This window comes from Paracoccus zhejiangensis, assembly GCF_002847445.1.
Taxonomy (GTDB): domain Bacteria; phylum Pseudomonadota; class Alphaproteobacteria; order Rhodobacterales; family Rhodobacteraceae; genus Paracoccus; species Paracoccus zhejiangensis.
On record NZ_CP025430.1, the window covers coordinates 203,428 to 227,633 of the forward strand.

The following is a 24,206-nucleotide window of genomic DNA, read 5'->3' on the forward strand; positions in this document are numbered from 1 at the left end:
ACGCGAAAATAAACTTTAACATCATTACTTGTGTTATTATATGCTTTTTAATTCCTTTTAAATTATACGCACAGGACTATTACACTGGGAGAGAGGCACATAGCCAAGGCCGTTATGCTGACGCTCTGAGAGAGTGGTTGCCGCTCGCGCTTGCCGGGAATGCTGAGGCCCAGAATGACGTTGGCTTCATGTATGCAATCGGTCAGGGCGTAACGCAGGACCACGTACAAGCAGTGCACTGGTTTCGACTGGCTGCTTTGCAAGGTCACCCCAGTGCGCAGTATGCTCTCGGTTCGATGTACGAAGGAGGCGAAGGGCTACAAAGAGATATAGTGAAAGCATACATGTGGTTGCATATATCAAGTGTAAACCCGAACCAGAGCAGTGCAATCGCCGCGCATAGCGCTGAGCAGGTCCGCGACATCATTGCAAACAGCATGACAGCAGATGAAGTGGCCGACGCCCTTCTGCGCTCAAGAGCATGTTTGGACAGCAGCTATCGGGAATGCGATTGATTTGGTAAATGCCAGCGGCGGGTTTCAGCCCCGGTTGGCGCCCGAGCCAGGCGGGGTTCAGCGCCAGCCATCGCGCCACGGCATCCACCAAGGTCATCTGGAAATTGAACGCGGGCTTGTAGCCGGGGATCCAGTCCTCGCCGAGCCCCTTCAGCACCGCGATGATGTTCTGGTGCTTGAACTCGACGGCCCCCTCGGACCGGTCGTTGAGCAGCGGCAGCAGCGCGCGGCGGTGCTCGGCCTTGCTGTAGCGGCGCGCGGAGATGTCGTCGGCCAGCATCGCGAAGTAATCCGCGACGATCAGGTCGTTCTCTTCATCCGTCCAGGGACCATTCGACATTGCGCCAGGCTATGGGCACGATGTGTGTTTGTCATCAGAGACTTCCGGCAGGATTTTCGCTGGTTTCGCCGACCGTACTCGCTGCCGCGCTGAGCTCGTGATCGGCCGCCACGGAGCCGTCCTTCTGACCGCCCTGCGCCTTCGTGTCAGTCTCCGTCACCGGATTATCTCGCGAACGGGACGACCCCATGAACGCGGCAACCCATTGGAAATGCGAGGATGTTTCACGCCGTCCCGCCGCCATCGAGGGGCGCTCGAAGAGAGACGCAGGCCATTCGGAGACCCATTCTTCGGCAAGCGCCCAGTCTCCGAAGGGCGGATGGCCCTGCCAACGCCCTTTGAAACAAAAAGAAAAAAGGCCCCAATCGGGGCCCTTGGACGGATTCAGTATCTGAATGTGGCGGAGACGAAGGGATTCGAACCCTCGAGACGGTTCCCCGTCTACTCCCTTAGCAGGGGAGCGCCTTCGACCACTCGGCCACATCTCCGCCGACCCGTTTAGTGATCCGGGAGGGCAGGGGCAAGGGGGGAAACCGCGTGCGGGGCGAAAACCTGTCAGGCGTTGCTCTCGGCGCGGGATTGCGTGATCCGGTCCTGCAGGATGGCATGAACGCGGGCCGAGGCGGGCGGCAGCGGGTCGTGGCGGCGGGTGACGACGGAATAGGTCGAGACCAGCACGTCCAGCCGGATCGGCAGGCTCGTGATGGAACTGCCGAGGCGCTGCTCGGCACCGAAGAAATTCGCGGCAGAACGGGCGAAAGGGGCGATGGAGTCGGTTTCGCCGACGATGGCGAGTGTCATCATCATCGACGAGGTATCGACCACGCGCTGCGGCAGCGGATAGCCCTGCTCGAGAAGGTACAGCTCGAAGGTGCGGCGCATCAGCCCGCCCGGGGGTTGAAGCACCCAGTCGTAATCGAGACAATCCGTCAGTTGCGGGTCGGTCATTCGGGTCAGCGGGTGGTCGCGCCGCGCGATCAGGGTCAGCGGTTCGGGCGCGACCGGGTCGAGCGACAGGGCGCGGCCATCGACATTACCGACATGGCGACCGAGATAGAAATCCAGCTCGCCCGCGATCAGCTTCTCGGCCAGCACGTCGCTCGTCTCGACCAGGATCGCCAGTTCGATCTCGGGGTGCAGCAGCCGGGTCTGGCGCAGTACCGGCAGGACCAGGTCGAGGGCCGGGCCGGTGACCGAGCCGATCGACACCCGTCCACGCACGCCGCGATCCATCTGCGCGATCTCGGCATTGGTCACATCCAGCTGACGCAGCATCCGCTCGGCCTGACGCGCCAGCGCCTCGCCCGCCGTGGTCAGAAGCACGCCGCGGGCGTGCCGGGTGTAGAGCGGCGTTCCGACAATGCGTTCCAGGTCGGCAAGGAGGCGCGAGGCGGCGGGCTGGGTGATCGCCACCTGCGCCGCGGCGCTGCCGACCTGCCCGGTCTCGGCGAGTGCGGCGAGCAGCCGCAGTTGCGTCAGTTTCAGCCCGCGCCGGGCCAGCTGGTCTCGGTCGGTTTGCGGGATCGGCATTGGCGGCATCCGCTGCTGGGCGCGCTGGGTTGTCAGCGCAATGGTATATCACCGATCAATATCATCATTTTTCGGGCATGTAACCGCCGCCTATAGCTTGGGGGGCGTGGTCGGGGTCTGGCCCCGGTCGCACCATCTGAACACCCATCGGAGGCCGCCCGAGATGAGCTTCACCCCCGCCGCCTGGCCCCGCAAGCTGCGCTCGCAGCATTGGTATGGCGGCAATTCGCGCGACACCATCTATCACCGGGGCTGGCTGAAGAATCAGGGCTATCCGCATGACCTGTTCGACGGCCGCCCGGTCATCGGAATCCTCAATACCTGGGCCGACCTGACGCCCTGCAATGGCCATCTGCGCGAGCTGGCCGAGAAGGTGAAGGCGGGGGTCTGGGAGGCTGGCGGCTTTCCGGTCGAGGTGCCGGTCTTCTCGGCCTCGGAAAATACCTTCCGCCCGACCGCGATGATGTTCCGCAACCTGGCCGCCATGGCGGTCGAGGAGACGATGCGCGGCCAGCCCATCGACGGGGCGGTGCTGCTGGTCGGCTGCGACAAGACCACGCCCAGCCTGCTGATGGGGGCGGCCTCGACCGATATTCCCTCGATCGTAGTCACCGGCGGGCCGATGCTGAACGGCTGGTTCCGGGGCGAGCGGGTGGGTTCGGGCACGCATCTGTGGAAATTCTCGGAGGCGGTGAAGGCCGGCGAGATGACGCAGCAGGAATTCCTCGATGCCGAACAGGCGATGAGCCGGTCCTCGGGAACCTGCAACACCATGGGAACGGCCTCGACCATGGCCTCGATGGCCGAGGCGCTGGGGATGGCGCTATCGGGCAATGCGGCGATCCCGGCGGTCGACAGTCGCCGGCGGGTGATGGCGCAGCTGTCGGGGCGGCGGATCGTGCAGATGGTCAAGGATGACCTGAAGCCCTCTGACATCATGACCCGCGCCGCGTTCGAAAATGCCATCCGCACCAATGGCGCCATTGGTGGTTCGACCAATGCGGTGGTTCACCTCTTGGCCATGGCGGGCAGGGTTGGCGTCGATCTGACGCTGGCGGACTGGGACCGGCTTGGCCGCGACGTGCCGACCATCGTGAACCTGATGCCCTCGGGCAAATACCTGATGGAGGAATTCTTCTATGCTGGCGGCTTGCCGGTGGTGCTGCGGCGCTTGGGCGAGGCGGGACTGCTGAACAAGGACGCGCTGACGGTCAGTGGCGGCAGCATCTGGGACGAGGTGAAGGATGTCACCAACTGGAATGACGATGTGATCCTGCCGACCGACCGGGCGCTGACCGCCTCGGGCGGGATCGCGGTGCTGCGCGGCAACCTGGCCCCGGATGGTGCGGTGCTGAAGCCCTCGGCGGCGAGCCCCCACCTGATGCGCCATCGCGGCCCGGCGGTCGTCTTCGAGGATATTGACGATTACAAGGCGCGCATCGAGGATGAGGCGCTGGAGATCGACGAGAACTCTGTCATGGTGCTGAAGAATTGCGGCCCGCGCGGCTATCCGGGCATGGCCGAGGTCGGCAATATGGGCCTGCCGCCCAAGGTTCTGCGAAAAGGGATCACCGATATGGTGCGGATTTCCGATGCCCGCATGTCCGGCACCGCCTATGGCACCGTCATCCTGCACACCTCGCCCGAAGCGGCGCGGGGCGGGCCGCTGGCCATCGTGCGGACCGGCGACATGATCGAGATTGACGTGGAGGCCCGGCGCATCCACGTGGAACTCAGCGAGGACGAGATCGCCGCGCGGCTGGCCGATTGGCGCGCGCCTGACGCTCCGAAGGGCGGCTATGCGCAGATGTTCCATCACCATGTGCAGGGCGCCGATACCGGCGCCGATCTGGATTTCCTGATCGGCTGCCGGGGCAGGGAGGTCGGACGTGACAGCCACTGACATCGCCATCATCGGGCTGGGCAAGATCGCCACGGATCAGCATGTGCCCGCCATCCGCGCCTGCCGCGATTTCCGGTTGGCCGCGACCGTGAGCCTCGGGCAGTCGCTGCCAGATGTGCCGGCCTATGAGGATATGGAGGCGATGTTCGCGGCCCATCCCGGCGTTGCAGCCGTGGCGCTTTGCGTGCCGCCGCAGGTGCGTTATCCGCTGGCGGTCGAGTCGCTGAAGGCCGGGCGCGATGTGCTGCTGGAGAAGCCGCCGGGGGTGACACTGGCCGAGGTCGAGGCTCTGCGGGCGCTGGCCGAGCGTCAGGGCTGCGTCCTCTATGCCACCTGGCATTCGCGCCATGCCAATGGCGTCGACCCGGCACGCGACTGGCTGGCGGCGCGGCGCGTGACCGGTGGCAAGGTGATCTGGCGCGAGGATGTGAAACGCTGGCATCCGGGGCAGGCCTGGATCTGGCAACCGGGCGGCATGGGGGTGTTTGATCCCGGCATCAACGCCACCTCGATCCTGACCCATATCCTGCCGGACCCTGTCCGGGTCACCCGCGCCGAGTTCGAGACGCCGGCCAATTGCGAGACGCCGATTGCCGCGCGGCTGTCGCTGCTGACGGGCGAGGATGCGGTGATCGATGTCGATTTCGATTTCCGCGAGACCGGCGAGCAGGTCTGGTCGATGTGGTTCGACACCGATGCCGGACGGATCGAGCTTTCGGGCGGTGGCGCGCGGACTGTGGCGGATGGACGGCTTCTGTCGGACGGGGCGGCGCTCGAGTCGGAATATGCCCGCATCTATGACCAGTTTGCCGGGCTGATCGCTGATCGCCGCTCGGACGTGGACCTTTCCCCGATGACATTGGTCGCCGATGCCTTCATGTTGGCCCGGCACCGCCGCACCGATGAATTTCATGACGAGCAGAAAACATGACCGATGAACCCGCCGTTTCCGTCTTCGATCCCCGCCGCTGCGAGTTGGGCGAGGGGCCGATGTGGCACCCCCAGCGCCAGCAGCCCTTCTGGTTCGACATCATTGGCCGGCGGCTGATGACCATCGAGGGCGGGGCGCCGAAGGAATGGCAGTTCGATGAATATGTGACGGCGGCGGGCTGGATCGACCGCGACCGGATGCTGGTCGCCTCGCAGACGGCGCTGACGGTGTTCAACGTCGCCGATGGCAGCGCGGGGCAAAGCTGGGCGCTCGAGGCCGATAACGAGCTGACCCGCTCGAATGACGGGCGGGCCGATCCGATGGGCGGGTTCTGGATCGGCACCATGTCGATCCAGAAGCCACGCGGTCAGCGCGGTTCGATCTATCGCTTCTACCGGGGCGAGATCCGCAAGCTTTACGGCGAGATCGGGGTGTCGAACGCCATCTGCTTCGCCCCCGATGGCCGCACCGCCTATTACGCCGATACCGATACCGCGACGATCCTGCGCCAGCGGCTTGACGGCGAGGGCTGGCCCGAGGGCGCGGCGGAGCTTTGCGTCGATCTGCGGGCCGAGAAGCTGCGCCCGGATGGCGCGGTGGTGGATGCCGAGGGCAATATCTGGAACGCGCAATTCGGCGCCAGCCGGGTCGCCTGCTATGGCCCCGATGGCGCGCTGCGTCGCGTGGTGGAACTGCCCGCCAGCAAGACCACCTGCCCAGCCTTCATCGGTGCGGACCTGGACCGGATGATGGTCACCACCGCCGGCGAGGGGCTGGAGGGCGAGGCCGACGGGCAGACCTACGTGGTGGACGGTCTGGGTGTCCGCGGGCAGGCGGAATACCAGGTCCGGCTGGACTGAGCCCGGATGCCGCCCGTCGTCAGAAACTTCGGCACCCATCGTGACGGCTCGACCGTCGAGGCCGCCCGGATCAGCGCCCATGGGCCGACCATCGAGGTCATGACCCATGGCGCCAGCCTGATGCGCCTCGAACCAGACGGTGGGCGCTCGCTGGTGCTGGGCTTCGAGACCTACCAGGACTATCTCGACCGGGGCCGGCATTTCGGCGCGATCGTCGGGCGCTATGCCAACCGCATCGGCGGGGCGCGGGCGGTGATCGGTGGCGAGGTGCGCCTGCTTGATCGCAACTGGCGCGGGCAGCACCTGCTGCATGGCGGGGATGACGGGACCGGCGGGCGGAACTGGCGGATCGCAGAGGCGGGCGAGGACAGCGTCGCCCTGACCGACCATCTGCCCGACGGCCATATGGGCTTTCCCGGCGGTCTGGATGTCCGTGTGACCTATCGCATCCTGCCCGGCCCGGTGCTGGAGATCGTGATCGAGGCGGTTACCGATGCGCCCACGCTCTGCAACTTTGCCCAGCACGGCTATTTCAACCTGACCGGGGGCGACAGCATCGCTGATCATCTGCTGACGATCCCGGCCGAGGCCTACACGCCCGTCGATGCCGACCTGATCCCGACCGGCGCGGTCGAGCCGGTTCAGCACACGCGCTTCGATTTCCGCCAGCCGACGCGACTGGGTGCGCAGATGGCGCGCGGGCTGCTGGACCACAACCTGTGCCTTGCCACCAGCCGACAGCCCTGCCGCGCGGTGGCGCATCTGACCGCGCCGGGCGCGAGCCATGCGCTGACCATCTGCTCGACCGAGCCAGGATTGCAGATTTATGACGGCACCCATCTTGGCCATCGCGGTATCGCGCTGGAACCGCAGCTCTGGCCGGACGCGCCGAACCATCCGGGTTTCCCGGATGCCGGGTTAGCGCCGGGCGAGACCTATCGTCAGGTGACGCGTTTCGTGATCTCGCGGCCCGGTTAACCAAGCCCGACAAAGTCGCGGCAATCCGGTTGCCATCGCGTCACGCAGCCGTTACCAGTGCCGAAATAAAAAAAAGCCGGGCACGAAGCCCGGCCTAAGTCCAACAGGGAGGTTGAAGGCGAGCAGCAAAGCCGCGTCCTGCCTTCGAAGACAGATTTATGTGCAGCTTGCCTATTCTGCAAGTTCTTAATGCTGCAGATGCAGCATACCGGCCATGCAGTTGCTGAATAGCTACACGCGAAAGTTGTAGATTCGTTAAGATTTTGCGTCGTTTCAGCGACGAAAGTCTTGGCCAGCCAACCGCCGCCGATCTGCGAAAATTAATTTTTGTTGCCCGCTTCCTGCCGTTTTGAAGGTTCGACCCGGCTTAGACAGTGCCTGATTCGGTCTGCCATTTGCGATAGGACTGGATTTCCTCCAGCACGAAATCGCGGAAGGCCATGACCCGCCGCGATTGCCGCAACTCTTCGGGGAAGGCGAGGAAGACCGGGACATCGCCGGACTCGATCTCGGGCAGGACCCGCACCATGCCCTCGAAATCGGCGACCAGGTAATCGGGCAGCACGCCGATCCCCAGGTCGGCCAGCACGCCCTGCAAGACGCCGAAATAGTTGTTCACCATCAGCGTCGAGCCGAGTTTCTGGGCCAGCAGCATCTGGGTCAAAACCGCGCCGGCGCTGACCTGCGGGGTGCTGGGGCTCTGGCAGATCAGCCGGTGGCTGCCCAGGTCCTCGATGCTGGGCGGGGTGCCGTTCTCGGCTAGGTATTTCTCGGACGCGTAAAGCCGCATCCGGATGTTCAGCAGCCGGCGGCGGATCAGGTCGGACTGGCTGGGCTCTTTCATGCGGATGGCCACGTCGGCCTCGCGCATGGGCAGGTCCAGGACCCGTTCTTCCAGCAGCAGTTCGATCTTCAGATCGGGGTATTTCTCGTAGAGCTTGGGCAGGCGCGGCACCAGCCACAGCGTGCCAAAGCCCACCGGCGTCGTCACCTTCAGCTCGCCGAAGACATCTTCCTCGCTGTCGCGGATGCGCGCGGCGGCGGCGTCGAGCTTCCTCGCCATGGACGAGGTGGCCTCGAACAGCAATTCGCCCTGCTCGGTGAGAATCAGCCCCCGCGCGTGGCGGTGGAACAGGGTCACGCCAAGCGAATCCTCCAGCGCCCTGATCTGCCGGCTGACCGCCGATTGCGACAGGTGCAGCACGTCGCCGGCATGGGTCAGGCTGCCGGCATCCGCGACCGCGTGAAATATTCTAAGCTTGTCCCAGTCCATAACGATCACAATCCTGCGTCAGCGGCCCCACAAGTTTTGCATTGCCCAAAGCTGCGCACTCATACTCTTAATAGAAGAGAGTTGTGAAGTTTTTCCTTCATCGGTCAGCAATTCTGACCTATAATGACGCAGAATTCATCAAGCTGTTGAGGAGACTGCCAGATGAGCAAGCAAGAGTTCTCTCTGTCCGACCGGTTCGATCTGGATAAACGTCACGTTCTGCTGAACGGCACGCAGGCGCTGGTGCGGCTGATGCTGATGCAGCACGCCCGCGATGAAGCCGCCGGGCTGAACACCGCCGGCCTGGTGACCGGCTATCGCGGCAGCCCGTTGGGCGGCGTCGACCTGCAGATGATGAAAGAGGGCAAGCGTCTGGCTGCGTCCAACGTGACCTTCCAGCCGGGGCTGAACGAGGATCTGGCCGCCACCGCCATCTGGGGCAGCCAGCAGGCCGAGCTGCGCGGCGAGGGAAGCTATGACGGTGTTTACGCGCTGTGGTATGGCAAGGGGCCGGGCGTCGACCGCACCGGCGACGTGATGCGCCACGCCAATATGGCCGGCTCCTCGCCCCATGGCGGCGTGGTCATGGCGATGGGCGACGACCATACCGGCGAAAGCTCGACCGTGCTGCATCAGTCGGACTGGGCGATGATCGACGCCTATATCCCTGTGCTGTCGCCGGCAGGCGTGCAGGAAATTCTGGATTACGGTCTCTATGGTTTTGCGCTGTCGCGATTTGCCGGGGTCTGGACCGGGCTCAAGACCATGAAGGACACGGTCGAGGCGACCGCTGTCGTCGATGGCGACCCGTTCCGGCTGAAATTCGTCACCCCCGATTTCCACCTGCCCGAGGGCGGGCTGAACATCCGTCTGGGGGATACCCCGGTGGCGCAGGAAGCGCGGATGATCGATTACAAGCGGTGGGCGGCCGAGGCCTTCAGCCGCGCCAACCGCATCGACCGGCCCGTTTGGGGCAAGCCCGGTGCCAAGATCGGTTTCGTCGCCGCCGGCAAGAACTGGCTGGACTTGGTCCATGCCCTGTCGCTGCTGGGTATCGACGAGGCCGAGGCGGATCGTCTGGGGATCACCACCTACAAGGTCGGCCAGACCTGGCCGCTCGACATGAAGTCGATGCAGGAATGGTCCGAGGATCTGGACCTGATCGTCTGCGTCGAGGAAAAGCGCAAGCTGATCGAGGTGCAGCTGAAAGAGGCGATCTTCGACAATCGCCACGGCCGCCGCGTCATCGGCTGGAAGCATGACCGCAGCCACGAGGAAATCTTCCCGACCCGCTATGCGCTGGACCCGGTGATGATCGCCCAGAAGATCGGCGGCATCCTGATCGAGGAAGGCCGCGGCACCGAGGGCATCAAGTCCGGCATGGACCGGCTGACCGAAGTGCGCCGCAACGACAATGCCCCCGAGATCGCCACCCGCACGCCGTGGTTCTGCTCGGGCTGCCCGCACAACACCTCGACCCGCCTGCCCGAGGGCAGCCGCGCCTATGCCGGGATCGGCTGTCACTACATGGTGCAGTGGATGGGCCGCGAGACGAACGGCTTCACCCATATGGGCGGCGAAGGCGTGAACTGGATCGGCGAGGCGCCGTTTTCCAAGCGCGGCCACGTGTTCCAGAACCTCGGCGACGGCACCTATAACCATTCCGGCAGCCTTGCCATCCGTGCGGCCTTGGCGGCCAAGACCAACATCACCTACAAGGTGCTGTTCAACGATGCCGTGGCAATGACCGGTGGCCAGCCGAACGAAGGCGGGCTGACCGCGCCGCAGATCGCGCGCGAACTGACCGCCATGGGTGTCGATCCGCTGATCGTCGTCTATGACGAGAAGGAAGACGTCGACCGCAAGCAATTCCCGGCCGGTCTGCGCTTCGAGGAGCGCGCGCAGATGATGGCCGTCCAGCGCGAGCTGGAAACCGCCCAAGGCGTCAGCGCCATCCTCTATATCCAGACCTGCGCCGCCGAAAAGCGCCGCCGCCGGAAGAAGGGCCAGTTCCCCGATCCCGACCGCCGCATCTGGATCAACCCCGAGGTCTGCGAGGGCTGCGGCGATTGCGGCGTGCAGTCGAACTGCGTCTCGATCGTCCCCGAGGACACCGAACTGGGCCGCAAGCGCAAGATCGACCAGTCGTCCTGCAACAAGGATTACAGCTGCGTCAAAGGCTTCTGCCCCAGCTTCGTCTCGGTCAAGGGCGGCAAGCTGAAGAAGCCCGAAGCCACCGCCTTCGACATTCCGGCGCTGCCTGCGCCCGTGCTGCCCACAATCACCGGTACCCATAACGTCGTCATCACCGGCGTCGGCGGCACCGGCGTCGTCACCATCGGTGCGGTGCTGGCTCAGGCCGCCCATATCGACGGCAAGGGTGCCGGCATGATGGAGATGGCGGGCCTGGCCCAGAAGGGCGGGGCGGTTCACATCCACCTGCGTCTGGCCAACAAGCCCGAAGACATCAGCGCCATCCGCGTTGCCACCGGCGAGGCCGATTGCATCATCGGCGGCGACATGGTGGTGACGGCCGGGGCCAAGACCATCGGCTTGATGACCTCGGGCCGCACCGGCGCGGTGGTCAATGACCACGAGATCATCACCGGCGATTTCACCCGCTTCCGCGACTTCCAGGTGCCGTCCGACCGTCTGCGCCTGTCGCTCGAGGCACGGCTGAAAGAGAAGGTCGCCTTCTTCGACGCCAACAATCTGGCGCTGCGTCTGCTGGGTGACTCGATCTATTCGAACATGCTGGTGCTGGGCGGGTCGTGGCAGGCCGGTCTGCTGCCGCTGTCGGAAGAGGCCATCCTCGAGGCGATCCGCCTGAACGGCGCCAAGGTCGCCGAGAACCAGCGCGCCTTCGAGATCGGCCGTTGGGCCGTGGCCTTCCCCGAGCAGGCGCGCGAGATGGCGAAGCTGCCCGAGGATGAACCGGCCCATGCCGAGGACCCGATCGCCTATCGCGAGGGGCGTCTGGTCGAGTATCAGGGCAAGGGTCTGGCCAAGAAATTCCGCAAGTTCGTGGACAGCGCGCCCGAGGGGCTGCGCGAACCCGTCGCGCGCGGCTATTACAAGCTTCTGGCCTACAAGGACGAATACGAGGTTGCCCGCCTGCATTTGACCACCGCCAGCCAGGTCGCGGCGCAATGGGATGGCGATGTGAAGCTGAGCTTCCACCTCGCCCCGCCGATGCTTCCCGGCAAGGATGCCGATGGCCGCCCGCAAAAGCGCGAATTCGGCGCCTGGGTGCTGCCGGCTTTCAAGGTGCTGGCAAGCCTCAAGGGGCTGCGCGGCACGCCCTTGGACCCGTTCGGCTATTTCCCCGAGCGTCGGCGCGAACGCGCGGCGATCAAGGACTATGCCAAGGTCATGGCCGAGGTCATCGCCAAGGTGACGCCCGCGACCATGCCGATCGCCATCGAACTGGCCGAACTGCCGCTGTCGATCCGCGGCTATGGCCCGGTGAAGGAGAAGGCCGAGCACGAGGCGGCGGCGCGTCAGGCCGAGCTACTGGCGCAGTTCCGGTCGGGCGGCGCACCGATGCGTGAAGCCGCCGAGTAGCGGTTGCACCAAAGGCCCCATTTCCAAATGCCGCTGCCGGGCCTAAAACAACCCGGCACGGCAAGGGAGTGGTGGCATGGCGGTAGGCGTATTCGATAGCGGTCTGGGCGGTCTGACGGTCCACAAGGCCATTGCCGCCCGCTTGCCCGATCTGCCGCTGGTCTATTATGGGGACAATGCCCACACGCCCTATGGCACCCGCACGCCCGATGACATCTTTGACCTGACCACCGCCGGGGTCGAGCGGCTGTGGGAGGAAGGCGTCGATCTGGTCATCCTCGCCTGCAACACCGCCAGCGCCGCCGCGCTGCGCCGGATACAGGAGAAGTGGCTGCCGAAGGACAAGCGCGTCCTTGGCGTCTTCGTCCCGATGATCGAGGCGCTGACCGAGCGGCAATGGGGCGACAACTCGCCCCCGCGCGAGGTCTCGGTCAAGCATGTGGCGCTGTTCGCCACTCCCGCCACGGTCGCCAGCCGCGCCTTCCAGCGCGAATTGGCCTTCCGCGCCGTTGGCGTGGATGTCGAGGCCCAGCCCTGCGGCGGGGTCGTCGATGCGATCGAGCAGGGGGACGAGATTCTCGCCGAGGCGCTGGTCACCAGCCATGTCGAGGCGTTGCTGCGCCGGATGCCGCATCCCGAGGCCGCGATCCTTGGCTGCACCCATTACCCTCTGATGCAGGATGCGTTCCAGCGTGCGCTGGGGGATCATGTGAAGGTCTATTCGCAGGCCGGTCTGGTCGCCGACAGCCTCGCCGATTACCTGACCCGCCGGCCCGAGATGCTGGGCAGCGGCAGCGTGTCCAAGTTCCTGACCACCGGCGACCCGGTGCGCGTCTCGGGTAAGGCGACGCAGTTCCTGCGCAACCCGATCCGCTTTGAATCCGCCTGAGGTATTCCCATGTCCGGCATGAAATCTCTGAAGAAAAAGCGCCGCATCCAGATCCTGATCGCCGCCGGCCTGGCGCTGGTGGTGGCGGTGGTGCTGATCGGCTATGGCTTCCGTGACGGCATCAACCTCTATCGCTCGCCGAGCCAGCTGGCCGAGACCACGCCGGACCCGGACGAGTATTTCCAGCTGGGCGGGCTGGTGAAGGAAGGCTCGATCACCGCGACCGAGGGGGTGGCCTTCGATTTCGTCATCACCGATGGCGTGGCCGAGGTGCCGGTCAGCTATGTCGGCCGCGACCCGGCGCCGGATCTCTTCACCGAGGGGCAAGGCACCATCGCCAAGGGCTATTTCCGCGAGGGCCGGTTTCAGGCCGATGACCTCTTGGCCAAGCATGACGAGACCTACATGCCCAAGGAAGTCATGGACACTCTGAAGGAAACCGGCGTCTACCAGGATCCGAATTCCTGATCCCGCGACCCCTGATCCCGCGACCCTAGACGAACTGCTCGCGTGTCAGCCGTTCCTCGAGCCCGTGACCGGGATCGAAGAGGATGCGGTGGGCAATGGCCGGCTCCGAACGGATCTCGACCCACAGCACCCGGTCGACGCCGCGGCTGTCGGCATCGGCCATGACCGGCCGCTTTTCCGGCTCGAGCACATCGAAGCGCACCACGCCCGATTTCGGCAGGATCGCGCCCCGCCAGCGGCGCGGGCGGAAGGCGGCGATGGCGGTCAGGGCCAGCACGTCCGAGCCCATCGGCAGGATCGGGCCATGGGCGGAATAGTTATAGGCGGTCGACCCGGCGGGCGTGCAGAGCAGCGCGCCATCGCAGACCAGCTCCTCCATGCGCACCCGGCCATCGACGCTGATCCTCAGCTTGGCCGCCTGCGGACCGGCTCGCAGCAGGCTGACCTCGTTGATCGCCAGCGCCCGGTGTTCGTGCCCGTCGCCCGCGCCGGCCAGCATCGAGAGCGGGTTCGTCACCGCCTCCTCGGATTCGGCGATGCGGTCGGGCAGGTCATCCTCGGCATAGTCGTTCATCAGGAAGCCGATGGTGCCGCGATTCATCCCATAGACCGGCAGGCCGGTATTCTTGTGCAGGGTGGTCAGCATCAGCCCGTCGCCGCCAAGCGCCACGATCACGTCGGCCTCGGACTGGCGGGTCTGGCCATAGCGCGCGGTCAGGCGGTCGAGAGATTCCTGCGCCACCGGGGTCTCGCTTGCCACGAACATCAATCTGGGTGCCATGGCGCCTTTCCTTGCCAACCGCCGCCAGATTTCCGCCTGCGCTCCCGGAAGGCAAGCCCCGATCGCTGCCCCGCCGCTTTCGCACCCTTGTGCGTCGAATTCGCTGTTTATGCCGACGCCTGCCTCGGCTAAAGGGAAGCCGAGCGCAGCAGTCCAGCCGGAGACAGCCGATGAACACCCAGACCCATGCCTTCTTCACCGCCGAACTCGCCGACAGCGATCCCGCCATTGCCAAGGCCATCGGTCAGGAGCTGGGCCGCCAGCGCGACGAGATCGAGCTGATCGCCTCGGAAAACATCGTCTCCAAGGCCGTGCTGCAGGCGCAGGGCTCGGTGCTGACCAACAAATATGCCGAGGGCTATCCGGGCAAGCGCTACTACGGCGGCTGCCAGTATGTCGACATCGTCGAGGACCTGGCCATCGACCGGGCCAAGCAGCTGTTCGATTGCGGCTTCGCCAACGTCCAGCCGAACTCGGGCAGCCAGATGAACCAGGCGGTGTTCCTCGCGCTCTTGCAGCCGGGCGATACCTTCATGGGGCTGGACCTGAATTCGGGCGGTCACCTGACCCACGGCTCGCCGGTGAACATGTCGGGCAAATGGTTCAACGTGGTCAGCTATGGCGTGCGCCAGCAGGACCAGCTGCTGGACATGGAGGCGATTGCCGAATCCGCCCGCACCCACAAGCCCAAGCTGATCGTCGCCGGCGGCACCGCCTATAGCCGGGTCTGGGACTGGGCCGCCTTCCGCAAGATCGCCGACGAGGTTGGCGCCTACCTGATGGTCGACATGGCCCATATCGCCGGCCTGGTCGCGGGTGGCCAGCATCCCTCGCCGCTGCCCCATGCCCATGTCGTCACCACCACCACCCATAAAAGCCTGCGCGGTCCGCGCGGTGGCATGGTGCTGACCAATGACCCCGACATCGCCAAGAAGATCAACTCGGCGGTGTTCCCCGGCCTGCAGGGCGGCCCGCTGATGCATGTGATCGCCGCCAAGGCCGTGGCCTTCGGCGAGGCGCTGCGTCCGGATTTCAAGGATTACGCCGCCCAGATCGTCAAGAATGCCCGCGCCATGGCCGATGAGCTGATGAAGGGCGGCATCGACATCGTCTCGGGCGGCACCGACAACCACCTGATGCTGGCCGACCTGCGGCCGAAAGGCGTGACCGGCAAGGCGACCGAGGCCGCGCTTGGCCGCGCCCATATCACCTGCAACAAGAACGGCGTGCCGTTCGACCCGGAAAAGCCCTTCGTCACCTCGGGCATCCGCCTTGGCACGCCCGCCGGCACCACCCGCGGCTTCAAGGAAGAGGAATTCCGCCAGATCGCCCGCTGGATCGTCGAGGTCGTCGACGGGTTGGCGCAGAACGGCGACGAGGGCAATGCCGAGGTCGAGGCCAAGGTTCGCGCCGAGGTCGAGGCGCTGTGCCAGCGCTTCCCGCTCTATCAGGGGATGTGATCTTCGGGTGAGTTTGAGGCCCGCCGCATGAGAATGCGGCGGGCTTTTTCATGAGCCTTGGCCCGTGCTGGTCGCACGGGCCAAGGCTCATGGATCCCATCCTCTTTGCATTCCCTGCACAACTCAGGCGATATGAGCATATCGAGCAGAGGAGCGAGTCGCATGACCGTCAGGGACGTGAACCAATCCACCGGCGAGCCGAAATGGAGCCTTGTCGGCCCGGGCATCGTCGTCGCCGCAACCGGGGTCGGCGCGGCCGACCTGATCGCCACCACCGTCGCGGGCAGCAAATACGGCTATGCGCTGCTGTGGGCGATCATCGCCGGCTGCATCATGAAGGTGGTGCTGGTGGAGGGCGCGGGCCGCTATACGCTGGCCACCGGCAATACCATCTTCGAGGGCTGGAGCAGCCTTGGCCGCTGGAAACATTGGTATTTCGGCCCCTATATCGTGATCTGGGGCTTCGTCTATGGCGCCGCCGCCATGGCGGGCACCGGGCTCGCACTCTACTCGCTCTTTCCCGCGCTCAGCGTGGCCGTCTGGGGCATCGTCTCGGGGCTTCTGGGGATGCTGCTCGTCTGGTCGGGCCGCTATGACCGCTTCGAGAAGGTGTTGACGGCGCTGGTCTGCCTGATGTTCGTGACCATGGTGCTGGCCGCCGCCCTGACCCTGCCCAATCTGGGCGAGATCCTGACCGGCCTCGTCCCGATCATCCCCGAGGGCGCGCTGATCAACGTGCTCAGCGTCGCCGGCGGCGTCGGCGGCACGATCACGCTGGCCGCCTATGGCTATTGGCTGCGCGAGAAGGGCTGGACCACGCCGCGCTTCATGCGGGTGATGCGTCTGGACAATGGCATCGCCTATCTGGTCACCGGCATCTTCGTGGTGGCCACGCTGATCGTCGGCGCGGAACTGCTCTATTCCGCCGGCATCGTCATCGGCGCGGGCGATCAGGGCATGGTCGATCTGGCGGGCGTGCTGGGCGAGCGCTACGGCACATGGATGAGCAAGCTGTTCCTCGTCGGCTTCTGGGCCGCCTCGATGTCCTCGCTGGTGGGCGTCTGGAACGGCGTCAGCCTGATGTTCGCCGATTTCCTCGGCCATGTGCAGGGCAAGCCTCACGAGGACCCGGACCGTCTGGCCGGCGGGCGCTACTACAAGTTCTACATCTTCTGGTTGACCATCCCGCCGATGGTGATGCTGTTCGTCGGCCAGCCGGTCTACCTGATCCTCGCCTATGGCGTCCTGGGCGCGCTGTTCATGCCCTTCATGTCGGTGACGCTGCTGTGGATCCTGAACACCGACCGGGTGCCGCGCGAATGGCGCAACAAGCTGCTGACCAATATCCTGCTGGTCCTTTGCACGCTTGCCTTTGCCGCCCTGGCGCTGGATCAATTGCGCGGAGCCATCGTGAAGGTGCTGTGATCCCGTGACCCTGCCGCAGAACGACACCCGCCGGCTCGAGCGACGGCTTGGCGATTGGGCGCGGGCGCGGCTGCCGCGCCCCGTCGTTGATCTGGTCATGTTCACGCTGAAGATGGGCTGGGCCGCGCTCTTTGGCGGGCTCTTGCTGATCGCCATTCTGCTGAGCAAGGCCGTCTGGCAGCCCGACTGGCCGATCCAGCGTTATGATGCACTCTTCCTCTTCGCGGTGACGGTGCAGGTATTGTTCCTGATCTTCCGGCTGGAAAGCTGGTCCGAGGCGCGGGTGATCCTGCTGTTCCACCTGACCGGCACCGCGATGGAGCTGTTCAAGACCTGGGCCGGAAGCTGGACCTATCCCGAGGCCGCGCTGTTCCGGCTGGAGGGCGTGCCGCTGTTCTCGGGCTTCATGTATGCCAGCGTCGGCTCGTTCATGGCCCGGGCGATCCGCATTTTCGAGATGCGCTTTACCCCCTATCCGCCCTTCTGGCTGACGCTGCTGCTGGCCGTGGCGATCTATGTGAACTTCTTCGCCCACCACTACCTGTGGGACATCCGCTGGATGCTGTTTGCCGCCACCGTGGCGATCTATGGCCGCACCTGGGTCAGCTTTCGCCCGGCCGGCTGGTACCGGATGCCGCTGGTCGTCGCGGCCTTCCTGTCGAGCCTGTTCCTGTGGATCGCCGAGAACGTGGGCACCCGCACAGGCACCTGGCTCTATGCCGGCCAGCACGAGGCGCAGATGGTCAGCCTTGCCAAGATCGGATCGTGGTACCTGCTGCTCTATGTCAGCTTCGTCACCGTGACGCTGGCCGCGCCGGGGGTCATAGCTGACCGCGCCGCACCATCACCCAGATCACTACGGCTCCCAGAACCAGCAGACCCAGCGCCAGCGATGCCGCGAAATTCACCACCCGGTTCTGCCAGCGGCTGACGCTGCCAAGGGGGCGCAGATGCGAGGTCAGCAAGTGATGGGCGCGCGAGGGCGCGCGCAGGTCCATCTGCCGGGCGATGCGGGGCTGGGCCAGCCGCTGATCGGCCTCGGCCAGCGTTTTCGCCGACACCCTGAGCCGCCGGGGCAGGGCGGCGCCGCGACGGCGGATCATCTCGGCAAGGCCGGGAAACTCGCCCCGCCGCGCCCCGCCAAAGCGCTCGGCCATCAGCCGGGCAACCTCGTCGGCCATGTTGCGAATGTCTTCGGGGGTCTGTGCCTGTGTCATGGGCGGCAGCATAGGGGCTGCGCCGGACCGGCGCCAGCTTGAAGCGGGCGGGAAAACATGATCGGTTCGCATCGGCAGGAGGGCGCGCATGAGCATCACCGAGCACTGGATCGAGACGCCGCGCGGGCGGCTGTTCCTGAGGGATTGGGCGGGCGATGGATCGGTGCCGCTGATCCTGATGCATGATTCCCTCGGTTCCGTCGACCTGTGGCGCGGCTTTCCCGAGGCCTTGGCACGGGCGACCGGGCGGCGGGTGCTGGCCTATGACCGTCTCGGCTTCGGCCGCTCGGGCCAGCATCCCGGGGAACTGGACCGCCCCGGCTTCGTCACCGGCGAGGCGCGGGGCAATTTCGCCCGGGTGATCGCGGCGCTGGGTATCGACCGTTTCGCCATCCTCGGCCACAGTGTCGGCGGCGGCATGGGGATCGGCATCGCCGCCGCCTACCCGGATCGTTGCAGGGCGCTGGTCACGATCTCGGCCCAGACCTTCGCCGAGCCGCTGACCCTGCAGGGCATCCGCGAGGCCAAGGCCGGCTTCGCCGCGTCGGGTCAGATGGAGCGGCTGGCGCGCTGGCATGGCGAGAAGGCGCCTTGGGTGCTCGACGCCTGGACCGAGACCTGGCTTTCTCCCGCCTTTGCCGACTGGACCCTCGACGCCGCCTTGGCGCGGGTCCGCTGCCCGGTGCTGGCGATCCATGGCGAGGCGGACGAGTATGGCAGCATCGCCCACCCCCGGCGGCTTGCGGAACGGTCGGGCGGTCCGGTAGTGCTGCGGCTCATGGCCGGCGAGGGGCATTTCCCCCATCGCAGCGACGAGGCCGGCACGGTGGCGGCGGTGGCGGAGTTTCTGGCAGGATTGCCGGCAGGGATCGGGACAAGGACGGGGGCGACATGCTGAACACCATCATCACGGGCGAGGGGCCGGGCACGCCGGTCCTGCTGGTTCACGGGCTTTTCGGCCAGGGACGAAATCTGGGCGGCATCGCCCGCCGGCTGGCACAGGGGCGCAGCGTCGTCAGTGTCGACATGCGCAATCATGGCGACAGCTTCCATGACGAGGATCACGGCTATCCGGCGCTGGCCGAGGACCTGGCCAAGGTGATCGAGGCCCATGGCGGGCGGATGGACGTGGTCGGGCATTCCATGGGCGGCAAGGCCTCGATGATGCTGGCGCTGACACGGCCCGAGATGGTCGAGCGGCTGGCGGTGATGGACATCGCGCCGGTCGCCTATCCGCACAGCCAGTCGGTCTATATCGACCAGATGGAGGCGCTGGACCTGACCGGGCTCGACCGCCGCTCGGAAGCCGACAAGCGGCTGGCCGAGATCCTGCACGCCCCCAGCCTGCGCGCCTTCTTCCTGCAATCGCTGGACCTGAAATCCCAGCCCGCGCGCTGGACGCTGAACCTCAAGGTGCTGCGGGACGAGATGGACCGGCTGGTCGGCTGGCCTTCGGATGCGGTCACGGCCGGGCGCTTTACCGGGCCGGCCCTGTTCATCGCCGGCGCCGACTCGGATTATGTCGATGCGGCCGGCGAGGCCGAGATCCTGCGCCTCTTCCCGCAGGCGCAGATCCGGCGCATCGAGGGGGCCGGGCATTGGCTTCATGCCGACAAGCCCGAAGAGACCGCCGAGGTCGTGGCCGGGTTCCTCGCCCGCGACTAGCAGTCGAGATCGAACATCGCCTCGCCACTGTCGCCGGGGATGCGGGTGCGGATGCTGTCGGGGATGACCCGGCAGCCTGTGCTTGCCGCCGCGGCCTCGGCCATCAGGGCCTGCACGCCCGCGCGTTCGCTGCGCGTCAGATAGCCCATGCGCAGTACCTCGACCTCATCGCCCTTTTGGAAGGTGACGAAGCGGAGGCCCTGCACAACCACCTCGCGCTTCACCGATCCCATCATCGTCGGATGGGCGGTGTCGCAACCGGCGAGCAGGAGAAGGCTGAGGAGGGCAAAGCGCATGACCCGACCCTAGCCCTGCAAGCTTAACGCCCGGTTAATCACCGCGCGCGCCCGTTTCATCTTGGCGCAAATATCCTCTGGGGGTCCGGGGGGCGACGCGCCCCCGGCTTCGGCGGCCGTGCTCAGGCCCGCATTGCAGAACGCCCCAACGCAGGCTACATGCGCGGCATGGAAAACCGCCCCGACCTCCCGCCCGAAATCGCCCGCCGCCGGACCTTTGCGATCATCTCGCATCCCGACGCCGGCAAGACCACGCTGACCGAGAAATTCCTGCTGTTCGGCGGGGCGATCCAGATGGCCGGGCAGGTGCGGGCCAAGGGCGAGGCGCGGCGCACGCGCTCGGACTTCATGAAGATGGAACAGGACCGGGGCATCTCGGTCTCGGCCTCGGCCATGTCCTTCGAATATGACGGGCACCGCTTCAACCTCGTCGACACGCCGGGTCACAGCGATTTCTCGGAAGACACCTATCGCACACTGACCGCCGTGGATGCGGCGATCATGGTGATCGACGGGGCCAAGGGCGTCGAGAGCCAGACCCGCAAGCTGTTCGAAGTCTGCCGTCTGCGCGACCTGCCGATCCTGACCTTCTGCAACAAGATGGACCGCGAAAGCCGCGACACTTTCGAGATCATCGACGAGATTCAGGAAAATCTGGCGATCGACGTGTGCCCGGCCAGCTGGCCCATCGGCATGGGGCGCGAGTTCATCGGCGCCTATGACCTCCTGCATGACCGGCTGGAGATCATGGACCGCGCCGACCGCAACAAGGTGGCGGAATCGGTCAAGATCTCGGGCCTCGACGATCCGAAACTGGCCGATCACATCCCCGCCGACCTGCTGGCAAAGCTGCGCGAAGAGGTCGAGATGGCGCGGGAATTGCTGCCCGCCTTCGACCGGCAGAGCTTCCTCGAAGGTCACCTGACGCCGATCTGGTTCGGCAGCGCCATCAACAGCTTCGGCGTGAAGGAGCTGATGAACGGCATTAGCCAATACGGCCCGACGCCGCAGCCGCAGATGGCCGCCGAGCGCCAGATCGCGCCCGAAGAAGACCCGGTGACCGGCTTCGTCTTCAAGGTGCAGGCGAACATGGACCCCAAGCACCGCGACCGCGTCGCCTTCGTGCGCTTGGCCAGCGGCCATTTCGAGCGCGGGATGAAGCTCACCCATGTGCGCTCGAAGAAGCCCATGGCGGTCACCAACCCGGTGCTGTTCCTCGCCGCCGACCGTGAACTGGCCGAGGAGGCTTGGGCCGGCGACATCATCGGCATCCCGAACCACGGGCAATTGCGCATCGGCGACGCGCTGACCGAGGGCGAGGGGCTGCGCTTTACCGGCATCCCCTCCTTCGCGCCGGAACTGCTGCAGACCGTTCGCTCGGGCGATCCGATGAAGGCCAAGCACCTGGAAAAGGCGCTGATGCAATTCGCCGAGGAAGGTGCCGCCAAGGTGTTCAAGCCGATGATCGGCTCGGGCTTCATCGTCGGCGTGGTGGGCCAGCTGCAATTCGAGGTGCTGGCGAGCCGCATCGAGATCGAATACGGCATTCCGGTCCGTTTTGAGCCCTCGCAATTCACCTCTGCGCGTTGGGTCAGTGGACCGCAGGCGAAACTGGATGCCTTTGCCAACCAGAACAAGCAGCACATGGCCAGCGACCATGACGGCGATCCGGTCTATCTGACCCGGTTGCAATGGGACATCGACCGCGTGGTGCGCGATCACCCGGACCTGAAGCTGACGGCGACGAAAGAGATGATGGTGTGAGTCTGCCGGTTCACGAGTTGGCCGCCCTTGGGGCGGCGGCTTGCTGGGCCTTTACCGGCACCATCGTCACCGGCGCGGTGCGCGAAATCGGGCCGTTCCGCTTCAACCTCTTGCGCCATGGCTTCGTGATCGTGCTGCTCAGCGGCATCGTCGCGGTCTGGTCGCAGGGCAGCGACCTGTCGCGCTGGTCCGCCGTGGTGCTAATCATCTCGGGCATCATCGGCATCTATATCGGCGACACGCTGAACTTCGCCGCCGTCGGGCGGCTGGGTGCGCGGCGCGCCGGCGCGGTCTTCGCGCTGAATGCGCCGATGGCGGCGGCGCTTGGCTGGCTGCTGCTGGACGAGCAATTGAACTTGCAGGCCATCCTGGGCATCGCCACCACCGCCGTTGGCGTCGCCATCGCCATTGTCGGACGCCCGCCGGCCCATGCCCACCGGTTCGAGCAGACCGAGGGCATCATCCTGACCGGCATCGCCTTCGGCCTTGGGGCCGCGCTGGGGCAGGCTGGCGGTGCCTTGGTCGCCCGTCCGGTGATGGAGCTGGGGGTTGATCCCTATGTCGCCTCGCTGATCCGGGTGGCGGCCTCGGGGCTTTGCATGGCACTCTCGGCCAGCGCGATGATGGTGGCGCGGGTGCCGATGGGGCCGCCGAACCCGATAACGCCTGCCGTCCTCTGGCCGGCACTGGCGACGGCGGTGATCGGGCTGGGCCTTGGCATGACGCTGCTGATGTTCGCGCTGGCCGGCGGTAAGGTCGGGATCATCTCGACCCTCTCGGCGACCTCGCCGGTGCTGATCCTGCCGATGCTGTGGCTGAGAACCGGGCAGCGACCGACCGGGGCAAGCTGGCTGGGCGCGGCCATCGCCTGCGCCGGCATGGCGCTGATCTTCCTGCGCTGACCGCCCTCAGGCGAAGGCCATGCCGTCGATCTTCTGGCCCTGCTCGTCCACCGCGTCGCACCAGACGGTGAACTTCTCCAGCCGGTGCGCACCGAAGCTGTTCAGCAGAGGCACATCGGCGGCGTCATGGCCGCGCGCCACCACCACGCGGCCGATGCGGGCGGCGTTGTTGCGCGGGTCGAAGGTATACCACTTGCCACCCAGATAGACCTCGATCCAGGCCGAGAAATCCATCGGGTGACCCGGATCGGGCACGCCGATATCCCCCAGGTAGCCGTTCACATAGCGCGCCGGGATGTTCAGCGCCCTCAGGAAGGCCAGCGCCAGGTGGGCGAAGTCGCGGCAGACGCCGACCCGACCGGCATTGGCCTCGGTCGCGGTGCGGGTGGCCGAGGCCTGCTGGTAGTCGAAGGTCAGCCGGGCGTTGGCATAATCGACGATATGCTGCACCCGACCCCAACCGGGGGCGACCCCGCCGAAAAGATCCCAGGCTTCCTGGCTGATCAGGTCGGTCTCGACATAGCGCGAGCCGGTGAGGAAGGTCAGCACGTCGTCGGGCAGCGCCTCGACCGGCCATTCGGGCGCGGCCTCGTCCACCTCGTCGACCTGCCCGTCATCCAGCAGGGTCACGTCGCCCCGCAGGGTGAACCTGCCCGCCGGCGCGATCAGGCGCCGGCAGATATTGCCGTAGAGATCGAAATAGCTGTGGATGGGCACCTGCGGGTCGGTCTCGACCAGCTCGGGACCCAGAAAATCGCCCTGCCGCGACACATGCGGCGCGACAAGGCAGACCAAGGGTGTGTCCCGGTCGGCAGAAATGGTGATCTCGTGGCCGACCCGGAGCCGCATCACACCACCGTCGCGTCCAGCGAGATCTCGGCGTTCAGCACCTTGCTGATCGGGCAGCCGGTCTCGGCCTCGCCAGCCAACCTCAGCATCTCGTCACGGTCACCATCGCCCGAGATCTTCGTGACCAGGTGCGCCTTCGTCACCTTGAAGCCACCGGCGGGATCGGGCTCCAGCGAAATCTCGGACGTGGTTTCGACCGAGGTGTTCTTGATCCCGGCCTGTTCCAGCATCAGCGACAGCGCCATCGAGAAGCAGGCGGCGTGTGCGGCGCCCAGCAATTCCTCGGGATTGCTTCCGGCCACACCCTCGAAACGGGTGTTGAAGCCGTAGGGCTGATCCTTCAGCGCCCCCGATTGCGTCGAGACGGTGCCGCCGCCGGTCTTCAGACCGCCATCCCACTTGGCCGAACCCGATTTCTTGATCATCGCAGAGCTCCTTTCGTTCTGTCTGCCTGATCAACGCCTTTGGGTCAGCGCCGGTTCAACCCGCGAGGGTTGCTTTTTGTGCAACTGCACGGCGGGCGGGCAGCCAGCCTCCGCGCCTGCTTGTGTCGGGGCAGGTGGCGCATCGCATTGGCCTGATGAGGGACGACGAAA

The 24,206-nt window shown here is 65.7% G+C and carries 22 protein-coding genes, 1 tRNA gene and 1 pseudogene; 15 read left to right on the forward strand and 9 right to left on the reverse strand.

Going from position 1 to position 24,206, the window contains the following annotated elements; genetic code table 11:
* Positions 1 to 188: 188 nt before the first annotated feature.
* The gene (locus tag CX676_RS23305) at positions 189 to 515 is read left to right on the forward strand and encodes a tetratricopeptide repeat protein (RefSeq protein ID WP_408634492.1); all 327 of its coding nucleotides are present in this window, start codon (positions 189 to 191) and stop codon (positions 513 to 515) included.
* Here the strand turns inward: CX676_RS23305 and CX676_RS01035 are convergent.
* The 3 genes and pseudogenes from CX676_RS01035 to CX676_RS01045 form a co-directional block, all read right to left on the reverse strand.
* Positions 505 to 855 (reverse strand): annotated as a pseudogene (locus tag CX676_RS01035) (DUF3883 domain-containing protein); the annotation flags it as partial. The gene CX676_RS23305 and the pseudogene CX676_RS01035 overlap by 11 nt on opposite strands.
* Before the next feature lie 398 nt (positions 856 to 1,253).
* A tRNA-Ser gene (locus CX676_RS01040) sits at positions 1,254 to 1,343 on the reverse strand.
* A gap of 67 nt (positions 1,344 to 1,410) precedes the next feature.
* On the reverse strand, positions 1,411 to 2,385 hold the full coding sequence (locus CX676_RS01045; protein WP_198590252.1) for a LysR family transcriptional regulator: 975 nt from the start codon (positions 2,383 to 2,385) through the stop codon (positions 1,411 to 1,413).
* Positions 2,386 to 2,548: 163 nt separating this feature from the next.
* Here CX676_RS01045 and araD point away from each other — a divergent pair, with 163 nt between their 5' ends.
* The 4 genes from araD to CX676_RS01065 are packed head-to-tail and all read left to right on the forward strand — an operon-like array spanning position 2,549 to position 7,057.
* Positions 2,549 to 4,288 (forward strand): L-arabinonate dehydratase, encoded by a 1,740-nt coding sequence (araD, locus tag CX676_RS01050; RefSeq protein ID WP_101750969.1) that lies wholly within the window; start codon positions 2,549 to 2,551, stop codon positions 4,286 to 4,288.
* Positions 4,275 to 5,219: a Gfo/Idh/MocA family protein gene (locus tag CX676_RS01055; protein WP_101750970.1), complete on the forward strand. Its 945-nt coding sequence runs from the start codon at positions 4,275 to 4,277 to the stop codon at positions 5,217 to 5,219. The genes araD and CX676_RS01055 overlap by 14 nt, the downstream gene beginning before the upstream one ends.
* A complete protein-coding gene (locus CX676_RS01060) occupies positions 5,216 to 6,079 on the forward strand; it encodes an SMP-30/gluconolactonase/LRE family protein (protein ID WP_101750971.1) in 864 nt (287 codons plus the stop codon). Before CX676_RS01055 ends, CX676_RS01060 begins: the two co-directional genes overlap by 4 nt.
* 6 nt (positions 6,080 to 6,085) lie before the next feature.
* Entirely contained in the window at positions 6,086 to 7,057 is a 972-nt protein-coding gene (locus CX676_RS01065; protein ID WP_101750972.1) for an aldose epimerase family protein, read from the forward strand.
* A gap of 367 nt (positions 7,058 to 7,424) precedes the next feature.
* Here the strand turns inward: CX676_RS01065 and CX676_RS01070 are convergent, their stop codons facing one another.
* Positions 7,425 to 8,330 (reverse strand): LysR family transcriptional regulator, encoded by a 906-nt coding sequence (locus CX676_RS01070; protein ID WP_101750973.1) that lies wholly within the window; start codon positions 8,328 to 8,330, stop codon positions 7,425 to 7,427.
* 162 nt (positions 8,331 to 8,492) lie between these two features.
* On the opposite strand from CX676_RS01070, the gene CX676_RS01075 reads away from it, so the two are divergent.
* The 3 genes from CX676_RS01075 to ccmE all read left to right on the forward strand — a co-directional run bounded on the left by CX676_RS01075 (position 8,493) and on the right by ccmE (position 13,251).
* Positions 8,493 to 11,894, forward strand: a complete 3,402-nt coding sequence (locus tag CX676_RS01075; RefSeq protein WP_101750974.1) for an indolepyruvate ferredoxin oxidoreductase family protein — start codon at positions 8,493 to 8,495, stop codon at positions 11,892 to 11,894.
* Between the two features lie 76 nt (positions 11,895 to 11,970).
* Positions 11,971 to 12,783, forward strand: coding sequence for a glutamate racemase (murI, locus tag CX676_RS01080; RefSeq protein ID WP_101750975.1), 813 nt, complete (start codon positions 11,971 to 11,973; stop codon positions 12,781 to 12,783).
* Between the two features lie 18 nt (positions 12,784 to 12,801).
* Entirely contained in the window at positions 12,802 to 13,251 is a 450-nt protein-coding gene (ccmE, locus tag CX676_RS01085) for a cytochrome c maturation protein CcmE (RefSeq protein ID WP_101754049.1), read from the forward strand.
* 25 nt (positions 13,252 to 13,276) lie between these two features.
* Here the strand turns inward: ccmE and CX676_RS01090 are convergent, their stop codons facing one another.
* Positions 13,277 to 14,032: an NAD kinase gene (locus CX676_RS01090; protein WP_101750976.1), complete on the reverse strand. Its 756-nt coding sequence runs from the start codon at positions 14,030 to 14,032 to the stop codon at positions 13,277 to 13,279.
* 170 nt (positions 14,033 to 14,202) lie between these two features.
* Between CX676_RS01090 and glyA the strand changes: the two genes are divergently transcribed.
* The 3 genes from glyA (at position 14,203) to CX676_RS01105 (ending at position 17,848) form a co-directional block, all read left to right on the forward strand.
* A complete protein-coding gene (gene glyA, locus CX676_RS01095) occupies positions 14,203 to 15,492 on the forward strand; it encodes a serine hydroxymethyltransferase (RefSeq protein ID WP_101750977.1) in 1,290 nt (429 codons plus the stop codon).
* A 162-nt stretch (positions 15,493 to 15,654) separates the two neighbouring features.
* Positions 15,655 to 16,917, forward strand: a complete 1,263-nt coding sequence (locus tag CX676_RS01100) for an Nramp family divalent metal transporter (protein WP_101750978.1) — start codon at positions 15,655 to 15,657, stop codon at positions 16,915 to 16,917.
* Positions 16,918 to 16,921: 4 nt separating this feature from the next.
* Entirely contained in the window at positions 16,922 to 17,848 is a 927-nt protein-coding gene (locus CX676_RS01105; RefSeq protein WP_232816548.1) for a DUF817 domain-containing protein, read from the forward strand.
* On the opposite strand, the gene CX676_RS01110 is transcribed toward CX676_RS01105, so the two are convergent.
* Positions 17,739 to 18,134: a hypothetical protein gene (locus CX676_RS01110; RefSeq protein WP_101754051.1), complete on the reverse strand. Its 396-nt coding sequence runs from the start codon at positions 18,132 to 18,134 to the stop codon at positions 17,739 to 17,741. The genes CX676_RS01105 and CX676_RS01110 overlap by 110 nt on opposite strands.
* Before the next feature lie 88 nt (positions 18,135 to 18,222).
* On the opposite strand from CX676_RS01110, the gene CX676_RS01115 reads away from it, so the two are divergent.
* Positions 18,223 to 19,032: an alpha/beta fold hydrolase gene (locus CX676_RS01115; RefSeq protein WP_101750979.1), complete on the forward strand. Its 810-nt coding sequence runs from the start codon at positions 18,223 to 18,225 to the stop codon at positions 19,030 to 19,032.
* On the forward strand, positions 19,026 to 19,799 hold the full coding sequence (locus CX676_RS01120; RefSeq protein ID WP_101750980.1) for an alpha/beta fold hydrolase: 774 nt from the start codon (positions 19,026 to 19,028) through the stop codon (positions 19,797 to 19,799). Before CX676_RS01115 ends, CX676_RS01120 begins: the two co-directional genes overlap by 7 nt.
* Here CX676_RS01120 and CX676_RS01125 read toward each other — a convergent pair.
* Positions 19,796 to 20,095 (reverse strand): hypothetical protein, encoded by a 300-nt coding sequence (locus tag CX676_RS01125; protein WP_101750981.1) that lies wholly within the window; start codon positions 20,093 to 20,095, stop codon positions 19,796 to 19,798. The two genes, CX676_RS01120 and CX676_RS01125, sit on opposite strands and share 4 nt — an antisense overlap.
* A 159-nt stretch (positions 20,096 to 20,254) precedes the next feature.
* On the opposite strand from CX676_RS01125, the gene CX676_RS01130 reads away from it, so the two are divergent.
* Positions 20,255 to 21,859, forward strand: a complete 1,605-nt coding sequence (locus CX676_RS01130) for a peptide chain release factor 3 (RefSeq protein ID WP_408634469.1) — start codon at positions 20,255 to 20,257, stop codon at positions 21,857 to 21,859.
* On the forward strand, positions 21,856 to 22,761 hold the full coding sequence (locus CX676_RS01135) for a DMT family transporter (protein WP_232816549.1): 906 nt from the start codon (positions 21,856 to 21,858) through the stop codon (positions 22,759 to 22,761). Before CX676_RS01130 ends, CX676_RS01135 begins: the two co-directional genes overlap by 4 nt.
* Before the next feature lie 6 nt (positions 22,762 to 22,767).
* On the opposite strand, the gene CX676_RS01140 is transcribed toward CX676_RS01135, so the two are convergent.
* The gene (locus CX676_RS01140) at positions 22,768 to 23,610 is read right to left on the reverse strand and encodes a transglutaminase-like domain-containing protein (protein ID WP_101750982.1); all 843 of its coding nucleotides are present in this window, start codon (positions 23,608 to 23,610) and stop codon (positions 22,768 to 22,770) included.
* Complete coding sequence (locus CX676_RS01145; RefSeq protein ID WP_101750983.1) at positions 23,610 to 24,035, reverse strand: OsmC family protein; 426 nt, start codon at positions 24,033 to 24,035, stop codon at positions 23,610 to 23,612. The genes CX676_RS01140 and CX676_RS01145 overlap by 1 nt, the downstream gene beginning before the upstream one ends.
* Between the last annotated feature and the right edge of the window lie 171 nt (positions 24,036 to 24,206).